Below are 15467 nucleotides of genomic sequence, written 5' to 3'. Positions count from 1 at the left end.
AGCGCATGCACACCCCCGTCCGCGACGTGGTCGGCATCGGGTTCGGCCCGTCCAACCTGGCGCTCGCCGCCGCGCTGGAGGAGGAGCACGGCGGCGCCGACGCGGTGTTCTTCGAGAAGCAGCCCGCGTTCGGCTGGCACCGCGGGATGCTGATCGACGGCGCCACGATGCAGGTCCACTTCCTCAAGGACCTGGTGTCGCTGCGCAACCCCGCCAGCCCTTACTCGTTCCTGGCCTACCTGCACGCCCGGGGCCGGCTCGTCGACTTCGTCAACCACAAGACGATGTTCCCGACGCGGCTGGAGTTCCACGACTACCTCGAATGGGCCGCCGCCGCGTTCGAGGAGCGCGTCCGCTACGGGGCGGAGGTCGTCTCCCTGCGCCCCCACGACGACGAGGCCCTGGAGGTCGTCGTGCGGCAGGGCGACGAGCTGGAGACGCACCTCGCCCGCGACGTCGTCATCGGCGCGGGGCTCGAACCCGTCCTGCCGGAGGGCGTCCGGCCGGGGGAGCGGATCTGGCACACCGAGGACCTGCTCACCCGGCTCGGCGAGCGCGGGGACTGGGAGCCCCGCCGGATCGTCGTGGTCGGCGCCGGGCAGAGCGCCGCCGAGGCCGTCGAGTACCTGCACCGCACGCTCGCCCGCGCCGAGGTGTGCGCGGTCTTCGCGCGGTACGGGTACTCGCCCGCCGACGACAGCCCCTTCGCCAACCGCGTCTTCGACCCCGAGGCCGTCGACCACTACTACGCGGCGCCCGGCGACGTGAAGCGGATGCTGTTCGAGTACTCGCGCAACACCAACTACTCCGTGGTGGACCTCGACCTCATCGACGAGCTGTACCGGCGCGCCTACGCCGAGAAGGTCGCGGGCGCCGAGCGGCTGCGCATCCTCAACGCCTCCCGCGTCCTGGACGTCGCCGACGGCCCCGGCGGACTGCGGGTCCGGGTCGCGTTCCTGCCCACCGGCGAGGTCACGGCCCTGGACGCCGACGCCGTCGTCTACGCCACCGGCTACCGCGAACGCGACCCGTTCGACCTGCTCGGCGAGGCGGGCGCGCACTGCCGCACCGGCCCGGACGGGCGCCCGGTCGTCGGGCGCGACTACCGCATCGCCACCGAGCCCGGCCCCGCCTGGGGCGTCTATCTGCAGGGGGCCACCGAGCACAGCCACGGGATCGCCTCCTCGCTGCTGTCCATGACCGCCGTCCGCACCGGGGAGATCGTCCGGTCCATGGCGCGGCGCTCCGCCCGCGTCGCCCCCGGCGTCTAGAGAAAGGGAAAGCCGATGACGAACCCGTTCGACGACCCCGACGGGGCGTTCCTCGTCCTCGCCAACGCCGAGGGCCAGCACTCCCTGTGGCCGGCGTTCGCCGACGTCCCCGCCGGGTGGACAACGGTCCACGGCCCCGAGTCGCGGTCCGACTGCATCGGGTACGTCGTGGACAACTGGAAGGACATCCGCCCGCGGAGCCTGGCGGCCGAGACGCCGTGACCTCCCCACAGGTCACGGCGTCTCGGCCCCGGGCTCTGGAGCGGGACGCCCGCGTTCAGCCCGGGCTCACGGCTTCGGCAGGGACGGCCGGTCCGCGAAGAACCCGGCCATGAGCTCGCTGGCGTAGTCCGGCCACTCGTGCCCTCCGCGCTGCCTGGTGCAGAGCGCGACGACGACCGGGCCGGGGCCCGTGCCGACGCAGTCGTCCGGCCCGTCCGGCACCGGCTGCGACAGCGCGGGCAGCTTGTCCACCCACCGCCAGTACTCCATGAGGAGCCGGACGGGGATGAACGGGAAATGGACGTCCGCGTCCATGTTCCCGCCGCCGTCATAGGGGACGGACGGGTCCCACGTCCCGTGGAACGCCAGCACCGACACCGGTTTCTTCGGCGTGCAGCCGATGGCCAGAGCGCCCGACACCACGGCGATGCCGGCGACCTTCTCCGCGCGCTCGCACGCGTACCGGTACGCCATGCCGCCGCCGTTGGAGAAGCCGGTGACGAAGACGCGGCGGGGGTCGGCGACGCCCTGCCGCACCAGCGTGTCGATGAGCTTGTCGAGGAACGCGACGTCGTCGACGCCGGTCCACCGGGCGAACCAGCAGCAGGCGCCCGCGTTCCAGGTGCCGAGGAGCCCGTCGGGATAGGCGACGGCGTAGCCGTGCCGGTCGGCGACCTCGTCGAGCCCGCTCTGCTTGCGGACGTACTCGGAGTCGTTCAGGCCGCCGTGCAGCGCCACGATGAGCGGCAGCGGCGTGCGGGACTCGGAGCCCGGCGGGACGTGCAGCAGGTAGGGGCGGTTCCAGTCGCCCATGGGAATGGTGTGCCTCGATGTTCCCGGGGCGTCCTCGAACGCTCCGGCGGGCAGGGGGTGGGCGATGAGCGCCGCGAGAACCGCCACGATCATCGCCGCCCGCGCGGCGATCTTCATAGCGTGATCCAACCCCGCCGCGCCCCGCCCGGCTACGCACCTCCGCGCAGAAAAGACCGGCGTTTTTTGGCGTCTGCCGCGCAGGTCGTCGCCCGGCGCCGGGCGGGACGCGCCGCCGCGCCCTCGGCGGCGCGCTCCCGCGCGCCGGTGTCATCGCCGGAGTCCGGGGGATGAGGTGGTGGGTGCCTTCGCGACCGTGGGGACCGACTTTGGACTGCGCCGACCGGAACGGGAATGACAAGGATGCGACCTGGGGCCGATCGCGCTGGCCGAGTCTTTCTCGACTCCTTGCCGTTCGCCATGATGGCCATCGTCGCGATCGTCGACGTCCTGGCAGGTCCGAGCGTGGGCTACCTGCCGCTCCTGTCTCTCGGGCCTGCGTTCGCGAGTCTGTCGGCGAGTGTGCGCCGCACCGCGGCCGTGGGCGTGCTCGCGCTGACCCTCTGCACGGTCCTGGGGCTGTACGACCGAGTGCTGGGGACCCGGAGCAACAACCTCACGTTCGCCTCGATCAGCGGAGTCATCGCGGCGAGCATGCTCGCCAGCGCGTACCGCGTGCGCCGTGAACGGGAACTGGCGGATGTGCGCTCGGTCGCCGAGGCGGCTCAGCGCGTCCTGCTGCGGCCCGTTCCGCGGCGTGTCGGCCCGTTCCGCATGGCGGTCCGCTATGTCTCGGCGTCGGCGCAGGCGACGATCGGGGGCGACCTGTACGAGGTTGCGATGACGCCCGAGGCCGTCCGCGTCATCGTCGGCGACGTCCAGGGAAAGGGGCTGGACGCCGTGGAGACGGCGGCGGTGGTCCTGGGGGCCTTCCGGGAGGCCGCGTACGACGAGCCCGACCTGCCCGGTGTGACGGCGCGGATCGAGAAGGCGCTGACCCGGCACCTGACGAGCGAGCAGTTCGTCACCGCGGTGCTCGCCGAACTCCAGGACAACGGCGTCATACTGCTCAACCGGGGCCACCCCGCGCCCCTGCTCGTCCGTCCCGACGGGGTCGTCCGGACGCTCGACCCGCCGGTGGCCGCTCCACCGCTCGGGCTGGGCGCCCTGGTCGACGAGCCCGATTCCGTCCACTGCCTGACCATGGCCCCCGAAGATCAGATCCTTTTCTACACCGACGGCGTGGTGGAGGCGCGGGACTCCGGTGGCGTGTTCTTCCCACTGCTCGAGCGAGCGGGCGTCCTCGCCGCGCCCGATCCCGAAACGGCTCTCGACGAGCTGCAGGACGACCTGACCCGGTACGTCGGCGGCCCGATCGCCGACGACGCCGCGATGCTCCTGCTGCGGCGCCGCTGACCCGGGGCGGTGTTCGGAGGGGGACCGGAAGCGTGCGGCCCGCGGGGGCGCTCAGGCCGGCGCCCGCGTGGCCGCGGAACCGCCCGGCCTCGCGGGCCTCCTGCCCCGGACGGCGGGTCGTTGACGGCGGGGCGGTGGTGAAAATATGGTGAACCGACCGGTCGGTATGTGCGGAAATTCGTGCGGTCCGGCCGTTCCTCTCGCCGTCGCGGGCCCTCTCGGAGAATTGCCATGATGCTCAGCACGATGCAGGACTTTCCGCTGTCCGTCGCCGCGATCCTGCGGCACGGAGCGCGCGTCTACGGCCGCAGCGAGTGCGTGACGTGGACGGGCGGCGGCCCGCCCCGGCGGGCGACCTTCGCCGAGGTCGCCCGCAACGCCGAGCGGCTCGCGTCCGCCCTGGCCAGGCTGGGCGTCCGTCCCGGCGACCGGGTGGCGACGTTCTGCTGGAACAACCAGGAGCACCTGGAGGCCTACTTCGCGGTGCCCGCCATGGGGGCGGTGCTGCACACGCTGAACATCCGGCTGTTCCCCGAGCAGCTCTCGCACATCATCAACCACGCCGACGACCAGGTCGTCATCGTCGACGACAGCCTCGTCCCGCTCCTGGCGCGCGTCGTGGGCGAGCTCCCCGCCGTCGAGGCGTTCGTGGTCGTCGGGGACGGCGACGCCTCGCCCCTGGAGGCCAACGGCAACGGCGCACCCGTCCTGCGCTACCACGAGCTGCTCGCCGCGGAGGAGCCCGGCTACGCCTGGCCCGAGGTGGACGAGCGGTCCGCGGCATCCATGTGCTACACCAGCGGCACCACAGGCGACCCCAAGGGCGTGGTGTACTCGCACCGCTCCACGTTCCTGCACGCGATGGCCGTCCAGTCGGCGTCGATGGTGGGCATCACCGAGGCCGACCGCGTCCTCACCATCGTCCCGATGTTCCACGTCAACGCCTGGGGACTGCCGTACGGGGCGTTCCTGTCCGGGGCCACGCTGCACATGCCGGGCCCGTTCATGCAGCCGGAGCACCTCACGCGGTTCATCGCCGCGGAGCGCAGCACGCTGGCGTCCGCCGTCCCGACGATCTGGAACGCGATCCTGGCCCTCGGGGAGCGGGAGGAGATCGACCTGTCGTCGCTGCGGGCGGGCACCTCCGGCGGGGCCGCCGCCCCCCGGGTCCTGCTGGAGCGCTTCGAGCAGCGGTACGGGCTGCGCATCATCCAGGGCTGGGGCATGACGGAGACGAGCCCGCTCGGCGGCATGGCGTTCCCGCCGCCCGGCGTCGAGCCCGGGACCGAGGAGGACATGGACTGGCGGCTGAAGTCCGGCCGCGTCGCCGCCGGCGTGGAGATGCGCATCGTGGACGACTCCGGCGCCGAGCTGCCCTGGGACGGCGAGTCCGTCGGCGAGATCGAGGTGCGCGGGCCGTGGATCACCGGCGCCTACCACCGCGACCCGGCGCCCGCGAAGTTCGACGACGGCTGGCTGCGCACCGGCGACATCGGCACCATCGACGACCGCGGCTTCTTCCAGATCACCGACCGCGCCAAGGACGTCATCAAGTCGGGCGGGGAGTGGATCTCCTCGGTGGAACTGGAGAACCACCTGATGGCCCATCCCGCCGTGGCGGAGGCCGCCGTCATCGGCATCCCCGACGCCCGCTGGGACGAGCGCCCCCTCGCCTGCGTCGTCCTGCGCGAGGGCGCCGAGGCCGACGCCGGGGAGCTGGCGTCGTTCCTCGCGGACAAGGTCGCCCGCTGGCAGGTCCCGGAGTACTGGACGTTCCTGGAGGAGATCCCGAAGACCACGGTCGGCAAGTTCGACAAGAAGCCCCTGCGCGCCCGGCACCGGGACGCGGCGCTCAAGATCCACCACGTGGACCGCTGACGCCCGCGGGCCGCCCGCCGGTCCCGCGGCTACTTTTCCAGGCCGCGCAGGAACAGGTCCACGTAGTGCTCGCTGATGGCGGCCGTCTTGAGGCGGCCGCCCGGGCGGTACCAGGCGCCGATCTGGTGGACGGTCCCGAAGAAGAAGTGGACGGCGATGTCGGCGGGCGTCTCGGTGCGGAACGTGCCCTCGCGCTGGCCCTCCTCGACCAGGGCGCGGAACCGCTCGTGGTAGCGGCGCCGCTCGGCGCGGACGGCCTCGCGGCGGTCGCGGGAGAGCAGGTGCGTCGAGCGGAAGAAGACGGTGAAGTCGTCCAGGTAGAGGAACGAGGTGTTGAGGACGTCGACGGCGGCGGCGCGGAGCCTCTCGGCGGCCGTGCCGGGACCGTCCGCGATCTGCTCCAGCCGGGACATCTGCAGGCCGAGGAGCCGGTGGTAGATCTCGTAGAGGAGGTCGTCCTTGGAGCCGAAGTAGTGGTACATCGCCCCCTTGGTCACGCCGGCGGCGTTCACGATCTCCTGGACCGAGGTGCTCTCGAAGCCCTTCTCGGCGAACATCCGGACCGCCACGGCCAGCAGCCGGTCGGGCAGCGGCAGGGTGCCGGAGATCCGGCCCGCGGGCGCCTGCGTCATCACTCCACCTCCGCCGTCCGGGAGTCCCCCGGGGTCTCGTGCCGCCCCGGCGCGGCCGCCCGCAGAACGCCGATCAGCCTACCGCCGGGCGGGGATTCGCCGCGGCGGGCCTCGGACGAGTGCGAATCGCCTGTTGACCGGAGCGCCCGGTGATTCTATCTTCATGGAACCGACCAGTCGGTATGTGCATTTCGGCCTCGGGGGATTCGCGCTGATTCATCGGCGAGGTGAGGCGACATGTCCGGCTCTTCTACGATCCTGGAACTGCGAGAGGTGACCGTCCGCTTCGCCGGGCTGGTCGCATTGGACGGCGTGTCGCTCACGGCGACCGAGGGCCGCGTCACCGGGGTGATCGGCCCGAACGGCGCAGGCAAGACGACGCTCTTCAACGTCGTGTGCGGTTTCGTCCGCCCGGACGCGGGCGAGGTCCGCTGGCGGGGCCGCGCGCTCCGCCGGCACCGCCCCCACGACCTGACCCGGCTCGGCATCGCGCGCACCCTGCAGGGGCTCGGCCTGTTCCCGGGGCTGACCGTGCTGGAGAACGTGATGGTCGGCGCGGAACCGCACGCGCGGGCCGGGTTCTGGTCCGGTCTGTTCGCGCTGCCGCGCGCCGACCGCGACGAGGCGGCCCTGCGCGAGCGGGCCATGGCCCGGCTGGCGGAGCTGGGCGTGGCGGGCGAGGCCGCGCGGCCGCCGGGGGAGCTGCCCTACGGCGTGCAGAAGCGGGTCGCGCTGGCCCGCGCGCTCGTGGCCGAGCCCGACCTGCTGCTGCTGGACGAGCCCGCCGCCGGGCTGTCGGCCGCCGAGATGGACGAGCTGGCCGAGCTGATCCGCGGGCTGCGCGGCGGGCCCGCCGTCGTCCTCGTCGAGCACCACATGGACCTCGTGATGAGCGTGTGCGACCAGGTGGTCGTGCTCGACTTCGGCAAGGTCATCGCGAGCGGGCCGCCCGACCGGGTCCGCGACGACCCGGCCGTCCTCGACGCCTACCTCGGCGAGGAGGTCGCCGGTGCTTGAGGTGAAGGACCTCACCGTCTCCTACGGCGCCGTCCGCGCGCTCGGCGGCGTGGACCTGTCGGTCGCGGAGGGCTCGGTCACCGCCGTGCTCGGCGCCAACGGCGCGGGGAAGACCACGCTGCTGCGCGCGGTCTCCGGGCTGCTGCGGCCCCGCTCGGGGCGGGTCGAGCTGGACGGCGCGGACATCACCGGGCTGCCGGTCGAGGAGGTCGTCCGGCTCGGCGTCGCGCACGTCCCGCAGAACGGCGGCGTCATCACCGAGCTGACCGTGCAGGAGAACCTGCGGCTCGGCGGGCTGTGGCGGCGCGACCGGGCGGCGCTCGCGCGGCGGATCGCCGACATGTACGAGCTGTTCCCGCCGCTCGCGCAGCGGCGGTCCCGCACCGCCGCCACCCTGTCCGGCGGCGAGCGGCAGATGCTCGCGCTCGCCCGGGCGCTGACCGGCGCGCCGCGGCTGCTGCTGGTGGACGAGCCGTCTCTCGGCCTCGCGCCGCGGGTGGTCGCCCAGCTGATGGCCGTGCTGCGGAGGCTGTGCGACGAGGACGGCCGGACCGTGCTGCTCGTGGAGCAGAACGCGCGCAGCGCGCTGTCGGTCGCCGACCGCGCCGTCGTCCTCGACCTCGGCTCCGTGGTGGCGGACGAGGCCGCCGCCGTCCTCGCCGCCGACGACCGTCTCCGCCACGCCTACCTGGGGTTCTGATGGTGCGCTTCATCAATCTCACGCTCGTCGGCATCACCTCCGGGGCGGTGTTCGCGGCCGTCGCGCTCGCGCTGGTGCTGATCTGGCGCTCCACCCGCGTCGTGAACTTCGCCCAGGGCGGCATGCTGATGTTCACGACGTTCCTCGCCTGGAGCGTCATCGACGCCGGCGGCTCCTACTGGCTCGCGCTCGGCGCCGCCCTCGCGTCCGGGCTGGTGCTGGGCGCGGTCGTCGAGCGGGTCGTGGTACGCCCCGTCGAGAACAAGCCGCCGCTGAACGCCGTCATCGTCACGCTCGGCCTGCTCGTGCTGCTGCAGGCGGCCGCGGGCATGATCTGGGGCGACACGCCTCACTCCTACCCGCCCGCCCTCACCATCAAGGGCCTGTCCGTCGGCGGGACGCGGCTCCAGCTGTCCCCGTTCGACCTGTTCGTCATCGGCGCCGTCGCCGCGGTCATGGTGCTGCTGACGCTGCTGTTCGTCCGCACCGACCTCGGGCTGCGGCTGCGCGCCTCGGCCTTCGCGCCCGAGATCGCCCGCCTGCAGGGCGTGCGCGTCGGCCGGATGCTGACCCTCGGATGGGCGCTCGCCGCGCTCGTCGGCTCGCTCGCCGGGGTGCTGATCGCCCCGTCGGTGTTCGTCGGGCCCTCCCAGTTCGACGCGATGCTCGTCTTCGGGTTCACCGCCGCCGTGATCGGCGGGCTGGACAGCCCCGCGGGCGCCGTCACCGGCGGGCTGCTGCTCGGCTGCGCGCTCAGCTACGTGTCCGGCTACCTCAGCTCCGACCTGGTGGCCTTCGGGGCGCTCGCCGCCCTCATCACCGTCCTGATGATCAGACCGAACGGCCTGTTCGCCGCGAGCACCGGACGGAGGGTGTGATCCCATGACCGCGCCTGTGCGCGGCGTCCTGCGCCGCTCGACCCTGGCCCGGCACACGTCCGGCGCCCTGCTCGCGATCGCCGTCCTGTACCTGCTGACCACGGCCGCCGGCCCCTACCGGGACCTGCAGATCGCGCAGGCCGCCTACCTCACCTGCGCGGTCGCCGGCCTGACGGTGCTGACCGGGCTCGGCGGCCAGATCTCCCTCGGGCACGGCGCGTTCATGGCGGTCGGCGCCTACACCGCCGCGCTGGTCATCGGGCACTGGGGCTGGCCGCTCGCGGCGGTCCTCGCGGCGGCGGCCGGCGTCACCGCGGTCGCGGGCACGGTGGTCGGCGCCGTCGCCGCGCGGCTGCACGGCCCCTACCTGGCCGGCGCCACCCTCGCCTTCGCCGTCGGGCTGCCCGGCCTCGCCAACTACAAGCCGCTCGCCGGCGCGCTCGGCGGCCAGAACGGGCTGACGATCGCTCCGCCGGTCCCGCCCGCGGCGCTCGGCGCCGCGTTCCCGCTGGAGCGCTGGCAGGCGTGGATCTGCTGCCTCGGCGCCGTCGCCACCCTGTTCCTGCTCGCCAACCTGACCGGCGGCCGGTTCGGGCGGACGCTGCGCGCCGGCCGCGACGACGAGATCGCCGCCGCGCTGAGCGGGGTCCGCGTGGCCCGGACGCGGATCGCCGCGACCGTCGTCTCGGCGGCCTGCGCCGGGCTCGCCGGCGGGCTGCTCGCCCTGGTCGCCACGCTGGCGGCGCCTGGCGCGTTCCCGCTCACGCTGTCCCTCCAGCTCATCGCCGCCATCATCATCGGCGGGCTCGGCACCCTGCCGGGCGCCGTGTGGGGCGCGCTGATCCTGGTCTACGTGCCGACCTGGGCGGCGGACCTGTCGTCCTCGTCCGGCCTCTCGCACAACATCGCGTCGAATCTGCCCCTCGCCATCTACGGCCTCGTCCTCATCGCGGTGACGCTGGCCTTCCCGCGCGGCGTCCAGGGAGGGCTCCGCGACATCGGCGGCGCCGTCCGGCGCCGTGCACGCGCGAGGCGCGACCTGGCTCCCGGGTCGCACGGTCCCGCGCCAAGGGACACATCGGGGCCCACCACAACGCACTCAGGAGGAGCAGATGAAGCGACCCCGGACCAGGCGGGCGCTCGCCCTGATGACCGCGGCGACGCTGGCGGTCGCGGCGAGCGGCTGCGGCGGTGACGGAGGCGGCGGCGGGTCGGCGCCCGGCGTGACCGCCACCACCGTCACGATCGGCAGCCACCAGCCGCTGACCGGGCCGGCCGCGCCCGGCTACAGTGCCAACTCCGCGGCGTCCAAGGCGTTCTTCGACTACGTCAACGCGAACGGCGGCGTGCACGGGCGCAAGATCGTCTACAAGTACGTGGACGACGGCTACAACCCGACGCAGACCGTCAGCGTGACGCAGAAGCTCGTCCTCCAGGACAAGGTGTTCGCGATCTTCAACGGGCTGGGCACGCCCACGCACTCCAAGGTCGTCGACTACCTGAACGCCCAGCGCGTCCCGGACCTTTTCGTCGCGTCCGGCTGCGGCTGCTGGGACCAGCCGGACAAGCACCCGCAGACGTTCGGCTGGCAGGTCGACTACATCCGCGAGGGCAAGATCCTCGGCGACCACGTCAAGAAGACCTTCGCGGGGAAGAAGGTCGCCTACTTCTTCCAGAACGACGACTTCGGCCAGGACGGGGTGAAGGGCCTCGACAAGTACATCCCGAAGGACCAGGTCGTGTCCCGGCAGTCCTACCAGCCGGGCGGCACCGACATCGGCGCGCAGGCGCAGGCGATCGCCCAGTCCAAGGCGGACGTCGTCGTGCTGTTCAGCATCCCCACCTACACGGCGCTGTTCCGGCTCGCCGCGCTGAAGCTGAACTACAAGCCGACGTTCGTCGTCAGCAACGTCGGGTCCGACCCGATCACCCTCACCGGGCTGCTGGAGAGCTTCGCCAAGAAGGGCGGCAGCGAGGTCGAGGGCAGTCCGCTCATCCAGGGCATGGTCACCGACGGCTACCTGGCGGCGCCCGGCGACACCGCCAACAGCTGGACGGCGCTGTTCAAGAAGATCCACGACCAGTACATCCCGAAGCTGCCGTTCAACGGCAACATCGTCTACGGCATGTCGGTCGCCTACACCTTCGTGCAGGCGCTCCAGGCGGCGGGCGAGAACCCGACCCGCAAGGGCGTCGTCGAGGCGCTGGAGAAGTCGCACTTCACCGGGCCGGGCGTCGTCCCGTTCGCCTACAGCGCGCAGTCGCACGCCGGGTACACCGGGGCGGTGATCGGCACGATCAAGGGCCAGAACGTCGTGCCGCAGGGGCAGCCGCTCACGACCGACGACGGTGACGGGCCGATCCAGCCCTACACGGCCCCGCAGCCGCAGGCGCCCGCGAACGGCGTCCCCGCCGCGGGCTGACGCGCCCCCGCCGCCGTCCCGCGCCCCTCCCGCGCGGGACGGCGGCCGGACGCCGGCGAGGGCTCCGGCCCCCTCAGGCGCGGACGACCTCCGGCCCGGCGGCGGCGAGGTCGGCGGCGAGGTCGGTGTCCAGCCCGGTGTCGGTGATCAGCACGTCGATGTCGGCGAGGCCGCCGAACCGTACGAGGTGGTCATGGCCGATCTTGGTGCGGTCGGCGAGCAGCACCCGCCGCCGCGACGAGGCGATCATCGCCCGCTTCACCGCGGCCTCGGCCTGGTCGGAGGTCGTCAGCCCGCGCTCGACCGAGCAGCCGTTCGTGGCCATGAACGCCACGTCCACCCACAGGTCGGCGAGCGGGCGCAGCACCCAGTCGTCCACCGTGGCGAGCGTGCGGCCGCGCACCCGCCCGCCGAGGATGATCACGGTGAGGTTGGGGCGGGTCGCCAGCACCGCGGCGTGCGGCGGTGAGTTCACGATCACGGTCAGCTCGCGGTCGGTCGGCAGCAGCTGGACGAACCGGGCGGTGGTCGTGCCGGCGTCCACGATGATCGACCCGTCGGCGGGCAGCTCCTCCAGCGCCGCCTTGGCGATGCGCTGCTTCTCCTCGGTCATCACCGCGTCCCGCGCCGCCAGCTCCGGCTCGAACCCGAGCCGCTCGACGGGCATCGCGCCGCCGTGCACGCGCCTGACCGTCCCGGCCCGCTCCAGCACGGTCAGGTCGCGGCGGATCGTCTCGGTCGTGACCGAGAACTCCTCGGCGAGCGCGACGACGTCCACCCGGCCCTTCGAGCGCGCCAGCGCAAGGATCGCCTGCTGCCGTTCCTCGGCGTACATGATGGTCGTCCCATCCGTTCCGTCTGCGTTCCGGTGCGCGTTCATTCTGCCGGGTCCCCGGGACGGTCAAGCGGGCTGTTCGGCATCCAGGTCGCGGGCGAGCAGGCCGGCGAGCTCGTCGAGCGCGGTTCCCGCCCCGTCGCCCTCGGCGGCCAGGATCACCTCGGTGCCCTGGCGCGCGCCGAGCGAAAGCACGCCGAGGATGCTGTTCGCCGGGACGGGCGCGCCGTTCCCGACCCGGATGGACACCGGCACCGGCTGCCGCGCCGCCGCCTGGACGAAGAGCTGCGCCGGGCGGGCGTGCAGTCCCTGCGCCGCGGCGATGACGACGTTCCGTTCGGCCATGGCCGTCTCCCTCACGGTTCGATGGTGACCTTGATCGCGGCGCCCCGGACGACCAGGTCCAGGGCGTCGTGCAGAGCGTCCAGCGGAAGCCGGTGGGTGATCAGGTCCTCCACGGGCACCCGGCCGGACCCGATCAGCTCCAGCGCGCGGGCGTTGTGCGCGGGACTCGACCCGTTCGCGCCCACCAGGGACAGTTCCCGGTAGTGGACGCGGTTGGCGTCGACGGAGATGACCGGGGCGTCCTTGGGCAGCCCGCCGAACAGGCTCACCCGGCCGCCGGGCGCCACCAGCCGCTGCGCCTGCTCCTGCGCGGCGCCGGACGCGGCGGCGGTGATCGCGACGTCCGCGCCGCGCCCGCCGGTCCGTTCGAGGATCTCCTCGACGGCGTCGGCGGCGCTCCCGTCGATCGCCGCGTCCGGCTTCACGATCGCGGCGGCCTGGTGCAGCCGCTCGGCGTTGACCTCCACGAGGAACACCCGGGCGGCGCCGCGGGCCCGGGCGACCCGCACGTGCAGGCAGCCGACCGGGCCGGAGCCGAACACGACCACGTCGTCGCCCTCGCCGACCCGCGCCAGCTCCTGGCCGTTGAGGACGCAGGCGAGCGGCTCGGCCACCGACGCCTCGGCGAACGACACGCCGTCCGGGATCCGGTTCACCCCGTCCACCGCGAGCACCTTCGCCGGGACGACCATGTACTCGGCGAACGCGCCGTCGTAGTGGTATCCCATCGACTCCTGCGCGGTGCAGACCGTCATCCGGCCGCGGCGGCACTCCGAGCACGTCCCGTCCGGGATCGCGGCGATGACCTGGACGCGGTCGCCCGCCGCCCAGCCCTCCACGCCCGGCCCGGTCTCGGTGACCTCGCCGGCGATCTCGTGGCCCATCACCCGCGGCGGGACGATGTGGTGGTGGCCGAACCGGGAGATCTTGACGTCGGTCCCGCAGGTGGAGCAGTTGCGGACGCGGATCTTCAGCTCGCCGGGCCCGGGCGCCGGTTCGGGCGCGTCCTCCAGGCGGATGTCGCCGGGAGCGTAGAAACGGGCGACCTTCATACGGGATGTTCCTGTTCTGTCGGTTGCGGTTCTTGCGTTTCCTGCGGTGCGAGCAGGGCGAGGACCTGCCCGGGCTCGGTGGCCTCGCGGAGCGTCCGTGCCCGGACCGGGTCCATGAGCACCTGGGCCAGCTCGGCGAGGATCTCCATGTGCCCGTCGCCGCGCGCGGCGATCGCGATGCAGACGGTGACGGGGTGGCCGTCCCAGTCCGTCCCGTCCGGGAACCTCACCACGGCGAGCGCGTCGCGGTGGATGAGGTCGCGGCCCACGGACGTGCCGTGCGGGATCGCGACCCCTTCGCCGAGATAGGTGGAGATCGAGCGTTCTCTCTCCAGCATCGCCTCGATGTAGGCGGGTTCGACGGCGCCGGTGTCGACGAGTACCTGCCCGCAGACGCGGATGGCGTGGTCGCGGCCGCGGGCCCGCGCGTCCAGCCGGATCGCCTCGGGAGCGAGCAGGCCGGCGGCGCCGTCAGACACCGATCTCGCCGCCGTCCTTGATCGCCTTGACCAGCCGGTCGACGGCGGGGTCGCCGAGATAGACATCGAACGCGACCACCGGGGTGCCGCCGGCGCCGCGGCGGGCGCGGGCGGCGAGGCCGGTGTGGCAGACGACCACGTCGGCGTCGGCGGGGATCTTGTCGACGGGCGTGTGCTCGACCGTCACGTCGTTCTTCTTCAGCGCCTTGCGGAGCTGCCCGGCCAGCATGACGCTGCTGCCCATCCCGGCGTCGCAGGCGATGACGAGCTTGCGGATGTCCTTGCCGTTCATCGTGGGTGTGCCTTCCATCAGTGGGCGGTCGTTTCCCTGGCGTCCGCGGCCTCCTCGCCGGCCTCCGCGTCCGGGGCGGTCTCCGCATCCTCGCCGTCCGCGCCCTCGGTGCGCGGCTCGGCGAGCTTTCCGAAGCCGAGCAGTGCGGCGCCGACGCCGAAGGAGACGGCGGCGGAGGCGAACAGGCCGGTGTAAACGCCGATCCACGTCCCGACGCCGCGGGGCGTCTCCGCGAGGTAGGCGAAGATGCTGCCGGGCGACGGCACCGCGACCAGCCCGGCGCCGGTCGCGACGAAGATCGACACACCGGTGACACCGCCCGCCATCGCGGCGAGGATCATCCGCGGCTTCATCAGGATGTAGGGGAAGTAGATCTCGTGGATGCCGCCGAAGAAGTGGATGATGATGGCCGCCGGGGCGGAGGGGCGCAGCCGCCGCGGCCCGAAGAACCAGTAGGCGAGCAGCACGCCGAGGCCGGGGCCTGGGTTGGACTCCAGCATGAACAGCACGGACTTGCCGTGCTCGGCGGCCTGCTGCACACCGAGGGGGCTGAGCACGCCGTGGTTGATGGCGTTGTTCAGGAACAGCACCTTCGCGGGCTCGATGACCAGCGAGGTGAGGGGGAGCACGTCGTGGTCGACCAGCCGGCTGACGCCGTCGCCCGCCCACTCGGTGAAGGTGTTCATCACCGGGCCGATGACCCGGTTGCCCGCGACCGCCATGGCGCCGCCGATGATCCCGGCGGAGAAGTTGTCGACCAGCATCTCGAACCCGGCCCGGACCCGGTCCTGGACGAGGCCGTCGAAAAGCTTGAGCAGGTACGCGGCGAGCGGGCCGATGATCATCGCGCCGAGGAACATCGGCACGTCGGCGCCGACGATGATGCCGACGGTGGCGACCGCGCCGACGACGGCGCCGCGCTGGCCGTGCACCATCCGGCCGCCGGTGTAGCCGATCAGCAGTGGCAGCAAAAACTTGATCATCGGGTCGACCAGCTCGCCGAGATCCTTGTTCGGCAGCCAGCCGGTCGGGATGAACAGGGCGGTGATCAGGCCCCAGGCGATGAACGCGCCGATGTTCGGCATCACCATCCCGGCCATCTTGCCGCCGAGCCGCTGGACGTGCGCTCGGAGCCCGCTTCCGGCGGGCTCGGGGGTGTAGGTGGTGGCCATCTCGGCCTCCTGTCGATCGAGGGTGGGGTGGGTCCTGCTCGTAGG

At 72.8% G+C, this 15467-nt stretch carries 17 protein-coding genes; 9 read left to right on the top strand and 8 right to left on the bottom strand.

Annotation, left to right across the window (positions count from 1 at the left end; translation table 11 throughout):
• The first annotated feature begins 5 nt into the window (after positions 1-5).
• Both K4S16_RS10960 and K4S16_RS10955 read left to right on the top strand, forming a co-directional pair.
• Entirely contained in the window at positions 6-1271 is a 1266-nt protein-coding gene (locus K4S16_RS10960; RefSeq protein WP_200841797.1) for a lysine N(6)-hydroxylase/L-ornithine N(5)-oxygenase family protein, read from the top strand.
• A 15-nt stretch (positions 1272-1286) separates the two neighbouring features.
• A complete protein-coding gene (locus K4S16_RS10955; RefSeq protein ID WP_149258718.1) occupies positions 1287-1493 on the top strand; it encodes an MbtH family protein in 207 nt (68 codons plus the stop codon).
• Positions 1494-1559: 66 nt separating this feature from the next.
• On the opposite strand, the gene K4S16_RS10950 is transcribed toward K4S16_RS10955, so the two are convergent.
• The gene (locus K4S16_RS10950) at positions 1560-2423 is read right to left on the bottom strand and encodes a PHB depolymerase family esterase (RefSeq protein ID WP_149258717.1); all 864 of its coding nucleotides are present in this window, start codon (positions 2421-2423) and stop codon (positions 1560-1562) included.
• Between the two features lie 288 nt (positions 2424-2711).
• On the opposite strand from K4S16_RS10950, the gene K4S16_RS10945 reads away from it, so the two are divergent.
• Positions 2712-3719 carry a PP2C family protein-serine/threonine phosphatase gene (locus tag K4S16_RS10945; protein WP_200841796.1) on the top strand — a complete coding sequence of 336 codons (1008 nt, stop codon included), beginning with the start codon at positions 2712-2714 and terminating at the stop codon, positions 3717-3719.
• Between the two features lie 231 nt (positions 3720-3950).
• Entirely contained in the window at positions 3951-5597 is a 1647-nt protein-coding gene (locus tag K4S16_RS10940) for a long-chain fatty acid--CoA ligase (RefSeq protein WP_235036704.1), read from the top strand.
• Between the two features lie 29 nt (positions 5598-5626).
• Here K4S16_RS10940 and K4S16_RS10935 read toward each other — a convergent pair whose 3' ends face one another.
• Complete coding sequence (locus K4S16_RS10935) at positions 5627-6229, bottom strand: TetR/AcrR family transcriptional regulator (protein ID WP_149258715.1); 603 nt, start codon at positions 6227-6229, stop codon at positions 5627-5629.
• A gap of 237 nt (positions 6230-6466) precedes the next feature.
• Between K4S16_RS10935 and K4S16_RS10930 the strand changes: the two genes are divergently transcribed.
• The 5 genes from K4S16_RS10930 to K4S16_RS10910 are packed head-to-tail and all read left to right on the top strand — an operon-like array spanning position 6467 to position 11247.
• On the top strand, positions 6467-7246 hold the full coding sequence (locus K4S16_RS10930) for an ABC transporter ATP-binding protein (RefSeq protein WP_149258714.1): 780 nt from the start codon (positions 6467-6469) through the stop codon (positions 7244-7246).
• Positions 7239-7946: an ABC transporter ATP-binding protein gene (locus K4S16_RS10925; RefSeq protein WP_149258713.1), complete on the top strand. Its 708-nt coding sequence runs from the start codon at positions 7239-7241 to the stop codon at positions 7944-7946. The genes K4S16_RS10930 and K4S16_RS10925 overlap by 8 nt, the downstream gene beginning before the upstream one ends.
• On the top strand, positions 7946-8824 hold the full coding sequence (locus tag K4S16_RS10920) for a branched-chain amino acid ABC transporter permease (RefSeq protein WP_149258712.1): 879 nt from the start codon (positions 7946-7948) through the stop codon (positions 8822-8824). Before K4S16_RS10925 ends, K4S16_RS10920 begins: the two co-directional genes overlap by 1 nt.
• A gap of 4 nt (positions 8825-8828) precedes the next feature.
• Complete coding sequence (locus tag K4S16_RS10915) at positions 8829-10019, top strand: branched-chain amino acid ABC transporter permease (protein ID WP_149258711.1); 1191 nt, start codon at positions 8829-8831, stop codon at positions 10017-10019.
• Complete coding sequence (locus K4S16_RS10910) at positions 9937-11247, top strand: ABC transporter substrate-binding protein (RefSeq protein WP_149258710.1); 1311 nt, start codon at positions 9937-9939, stop codon at positions 11245-11247. Before K4S16_RS10915 ends, K4S16_RS10910 begins: the two co-directional genes overlap by 83 nt.
• A 73-nt stretch (positions 11248-11320) precedes the next feature.
• On the opposite strand, the gene K4S16_RS10905 is transcribed toward K4S16_RS10910, so the two are convergent.
• The 6 genes from K4S16_RS10905 to mtlA form a co-directional block, all read right to left on the bottom strand.
• Complete coding sequence (locus K4S16_RS10905) at positions 11321-12082, bottom strand: DeoR/GlpR family DNA-binding transcription regulator (RefSeq protein WP_149258709.1); 762 nt, start codon at positions 12080-12082, stop codon at positions 11321-11323.
• Between the two features lie 66 nt (positions 12083-12148).
• Positions 12149-12427 (bottom strand): HPr family phosphocarrier protein, encoded by a 279-nt coding sequence (locus K4S16_RS10900; protein ID WP_149258708.1) that lies wholly within the window; start codon positions 12425-12427, stop codon positions 12149-12151.
• Positions 12428-12438: 11 nt separating this feature from the next.
• The gene (locus tag K4S16_RS10895) at positions 12439-13479 is read right to left on the bottom strand and encodes a zinc-dependent dehydrogenase (RefSeq protein ID WP_149258707.1); all 1041 of its coding nucleotides are present in this window, start codon (positions 13477-13479) and stop codon (positions 12439-12441) included.
• Positions 13476-13958: a PTS sugar transporter subunit IIA gene (locus tag K4S16_RS10890; RefSeq protein WP_235036703.1), complete on the bottom strand. Its 483-nt coding sequence runs from the start codon at positions 13956-13958 to the stop codon at positions 13476-13478. Before K4S16_RS10890 ends, K4S16_RS10895 begins: the two co-directional genes overlap by 4 nt.
• A complete protein-coding gene (locus K4S16_RS10885; RefSeq protein WP_149258705.1) occupies positions 13951-14268 on the bottom strand; it encodes a PTS lactose transporter subunit IIB in 318 nt (105 codons plus the stop codon). Before K4S16_RS10885 ends, K4S16_RS10890 begins: the two co-directional genes overlap by 8 nt.
• Positions 14268-15422, bottom strand: a complete 1155-nt coding sequence (mtlA, locus tag K4S16_RS10880) for a PTS mannitol transporter subunit IICB (RefSeq protein ID WP_149258704.1) — start codon at positions 15420-15422, stop codon at positions 14268-14270. Before mtlA ends, K4S16_RS10885 begins: the two co-directional genes overlap by 1 nt.
• Between the last annotated feature and the right edge of the window lie 45 nt (positions 15423-15467).

It is taken from the genome of Actinomadura sp. K4S16 (assembly GCF_008327685.1).
Lineage (GTDB): Bacteria > Actinomycetota > Actinomycetes > Streptosporangiales > Streptosporangiaceae > Spirillospora.
This window is presented reverse-complemented; position numbering and strand designations above follow the sequence as displayed.

Excerpts from the sequence above, each read along its gene's own strand:
- K4S16_RS10910 (WP_149258710.1), top strand. The coding sequence starts at position 9,937 with ATGAAGCGACCCCGGACCAGGCGGGCGCTCGCCCTGATGACCGCGGCG.
- K4S16_RS10935 (WP_149258715.1), bottom strand. The coding sequence starts at position 6,229 with ATGACGCAGGCGCCCGCGGGCCGGATCTCCGGCACCCTGCCGCTGCCC.
- K4S16_RS10905 (WP_149258709.1), bottom strand. The coding sequence starts at position 12,082 with ATGTACGCCGAGGAACGGCAGCAGGCGATCCTTGCGCTGGCGCGCTCG.
- mtlA (WP_149258704.1), bottom strand. The coding sequence starts at position 15,422 with ATGGCCACCACCTACACCCCCGAGCCCGCCGGAAGCGGGCTCCGAGCG.
- K4S16_RS10940 (WP_235036704.1), top strand. The coding sequence starts at position 3,951 with ATGATGCTCAGCACGATGCAGGACTTTCCGCTGTCCGTCGCCGCGATC.
- K4S16_RS10895 (WP_149258707.1), bottom strand. The coding sequence starts at position 13,479 with ATGAAGGTCGCCCGTTTCTACGCTCCCGGCGACATCCGCCTGGAGGAC.
- K4S16_RS10955 (WP_149258718.1), top strand. The coding sequence starts at position 1,287 with ATGACGAACCCGTTCGACGACCCCGACGGGGCGTTCCTCGTCCTCGCC.
- K4S16_RS10915 (WP_149258711.1), top strand. The coding sequence starts at position 8,829 with ATGACCGCGCCTGTGCGCGGCGTCCTGCGCCGCTCGACCCTGGCCCGG.
- K4S16_RS10930 (WP_149258714.1), top strand. The coding sequence starts at position 6,467 with ATGTCCGGCTCTTCTACGATCCTGGAACTGCGAGAGGTGACCGTCCGC.
- K4S16_RS10885 (WP_149258705.1), bottom strand. The coding sequence starts at position 14,268 with ATGGAAGGCACACCCACGATGAACGGCAAGGACATCCGCAAGCTCGTC.
- K4S16_RS10950 (WP_149258717.1), bottom strand. The coding sequence starts at position 2,423 with ATGAAGATCGCCGCGCGGGCGGCGATGATCGTGGCGGTTCTCGCGGCG.
- K4S16_RS10900 (WP_149258708.1), bottom strand. The coding sequence starts at position 12,427 with ATGGCCGAACGGAACGTCGTCATCGCCGCGGCGCAGGGACTGCACGCC.
- K4S16_RS10920 (WP_149258712.1), top strand. The coding sequence starts at position 7,946 with ATGGTGCGCTTCATCAATCTCACGCTCGTCGGCATCACCTCCGGGGCG.
- K4S16_RS10960 (WP_200841797.1), top strand. The coding sequence starts at position 6 with ATGCACACCCCCGTCCGCGACGTGGTCGGCATCGGGTTCGGCCCGTCC.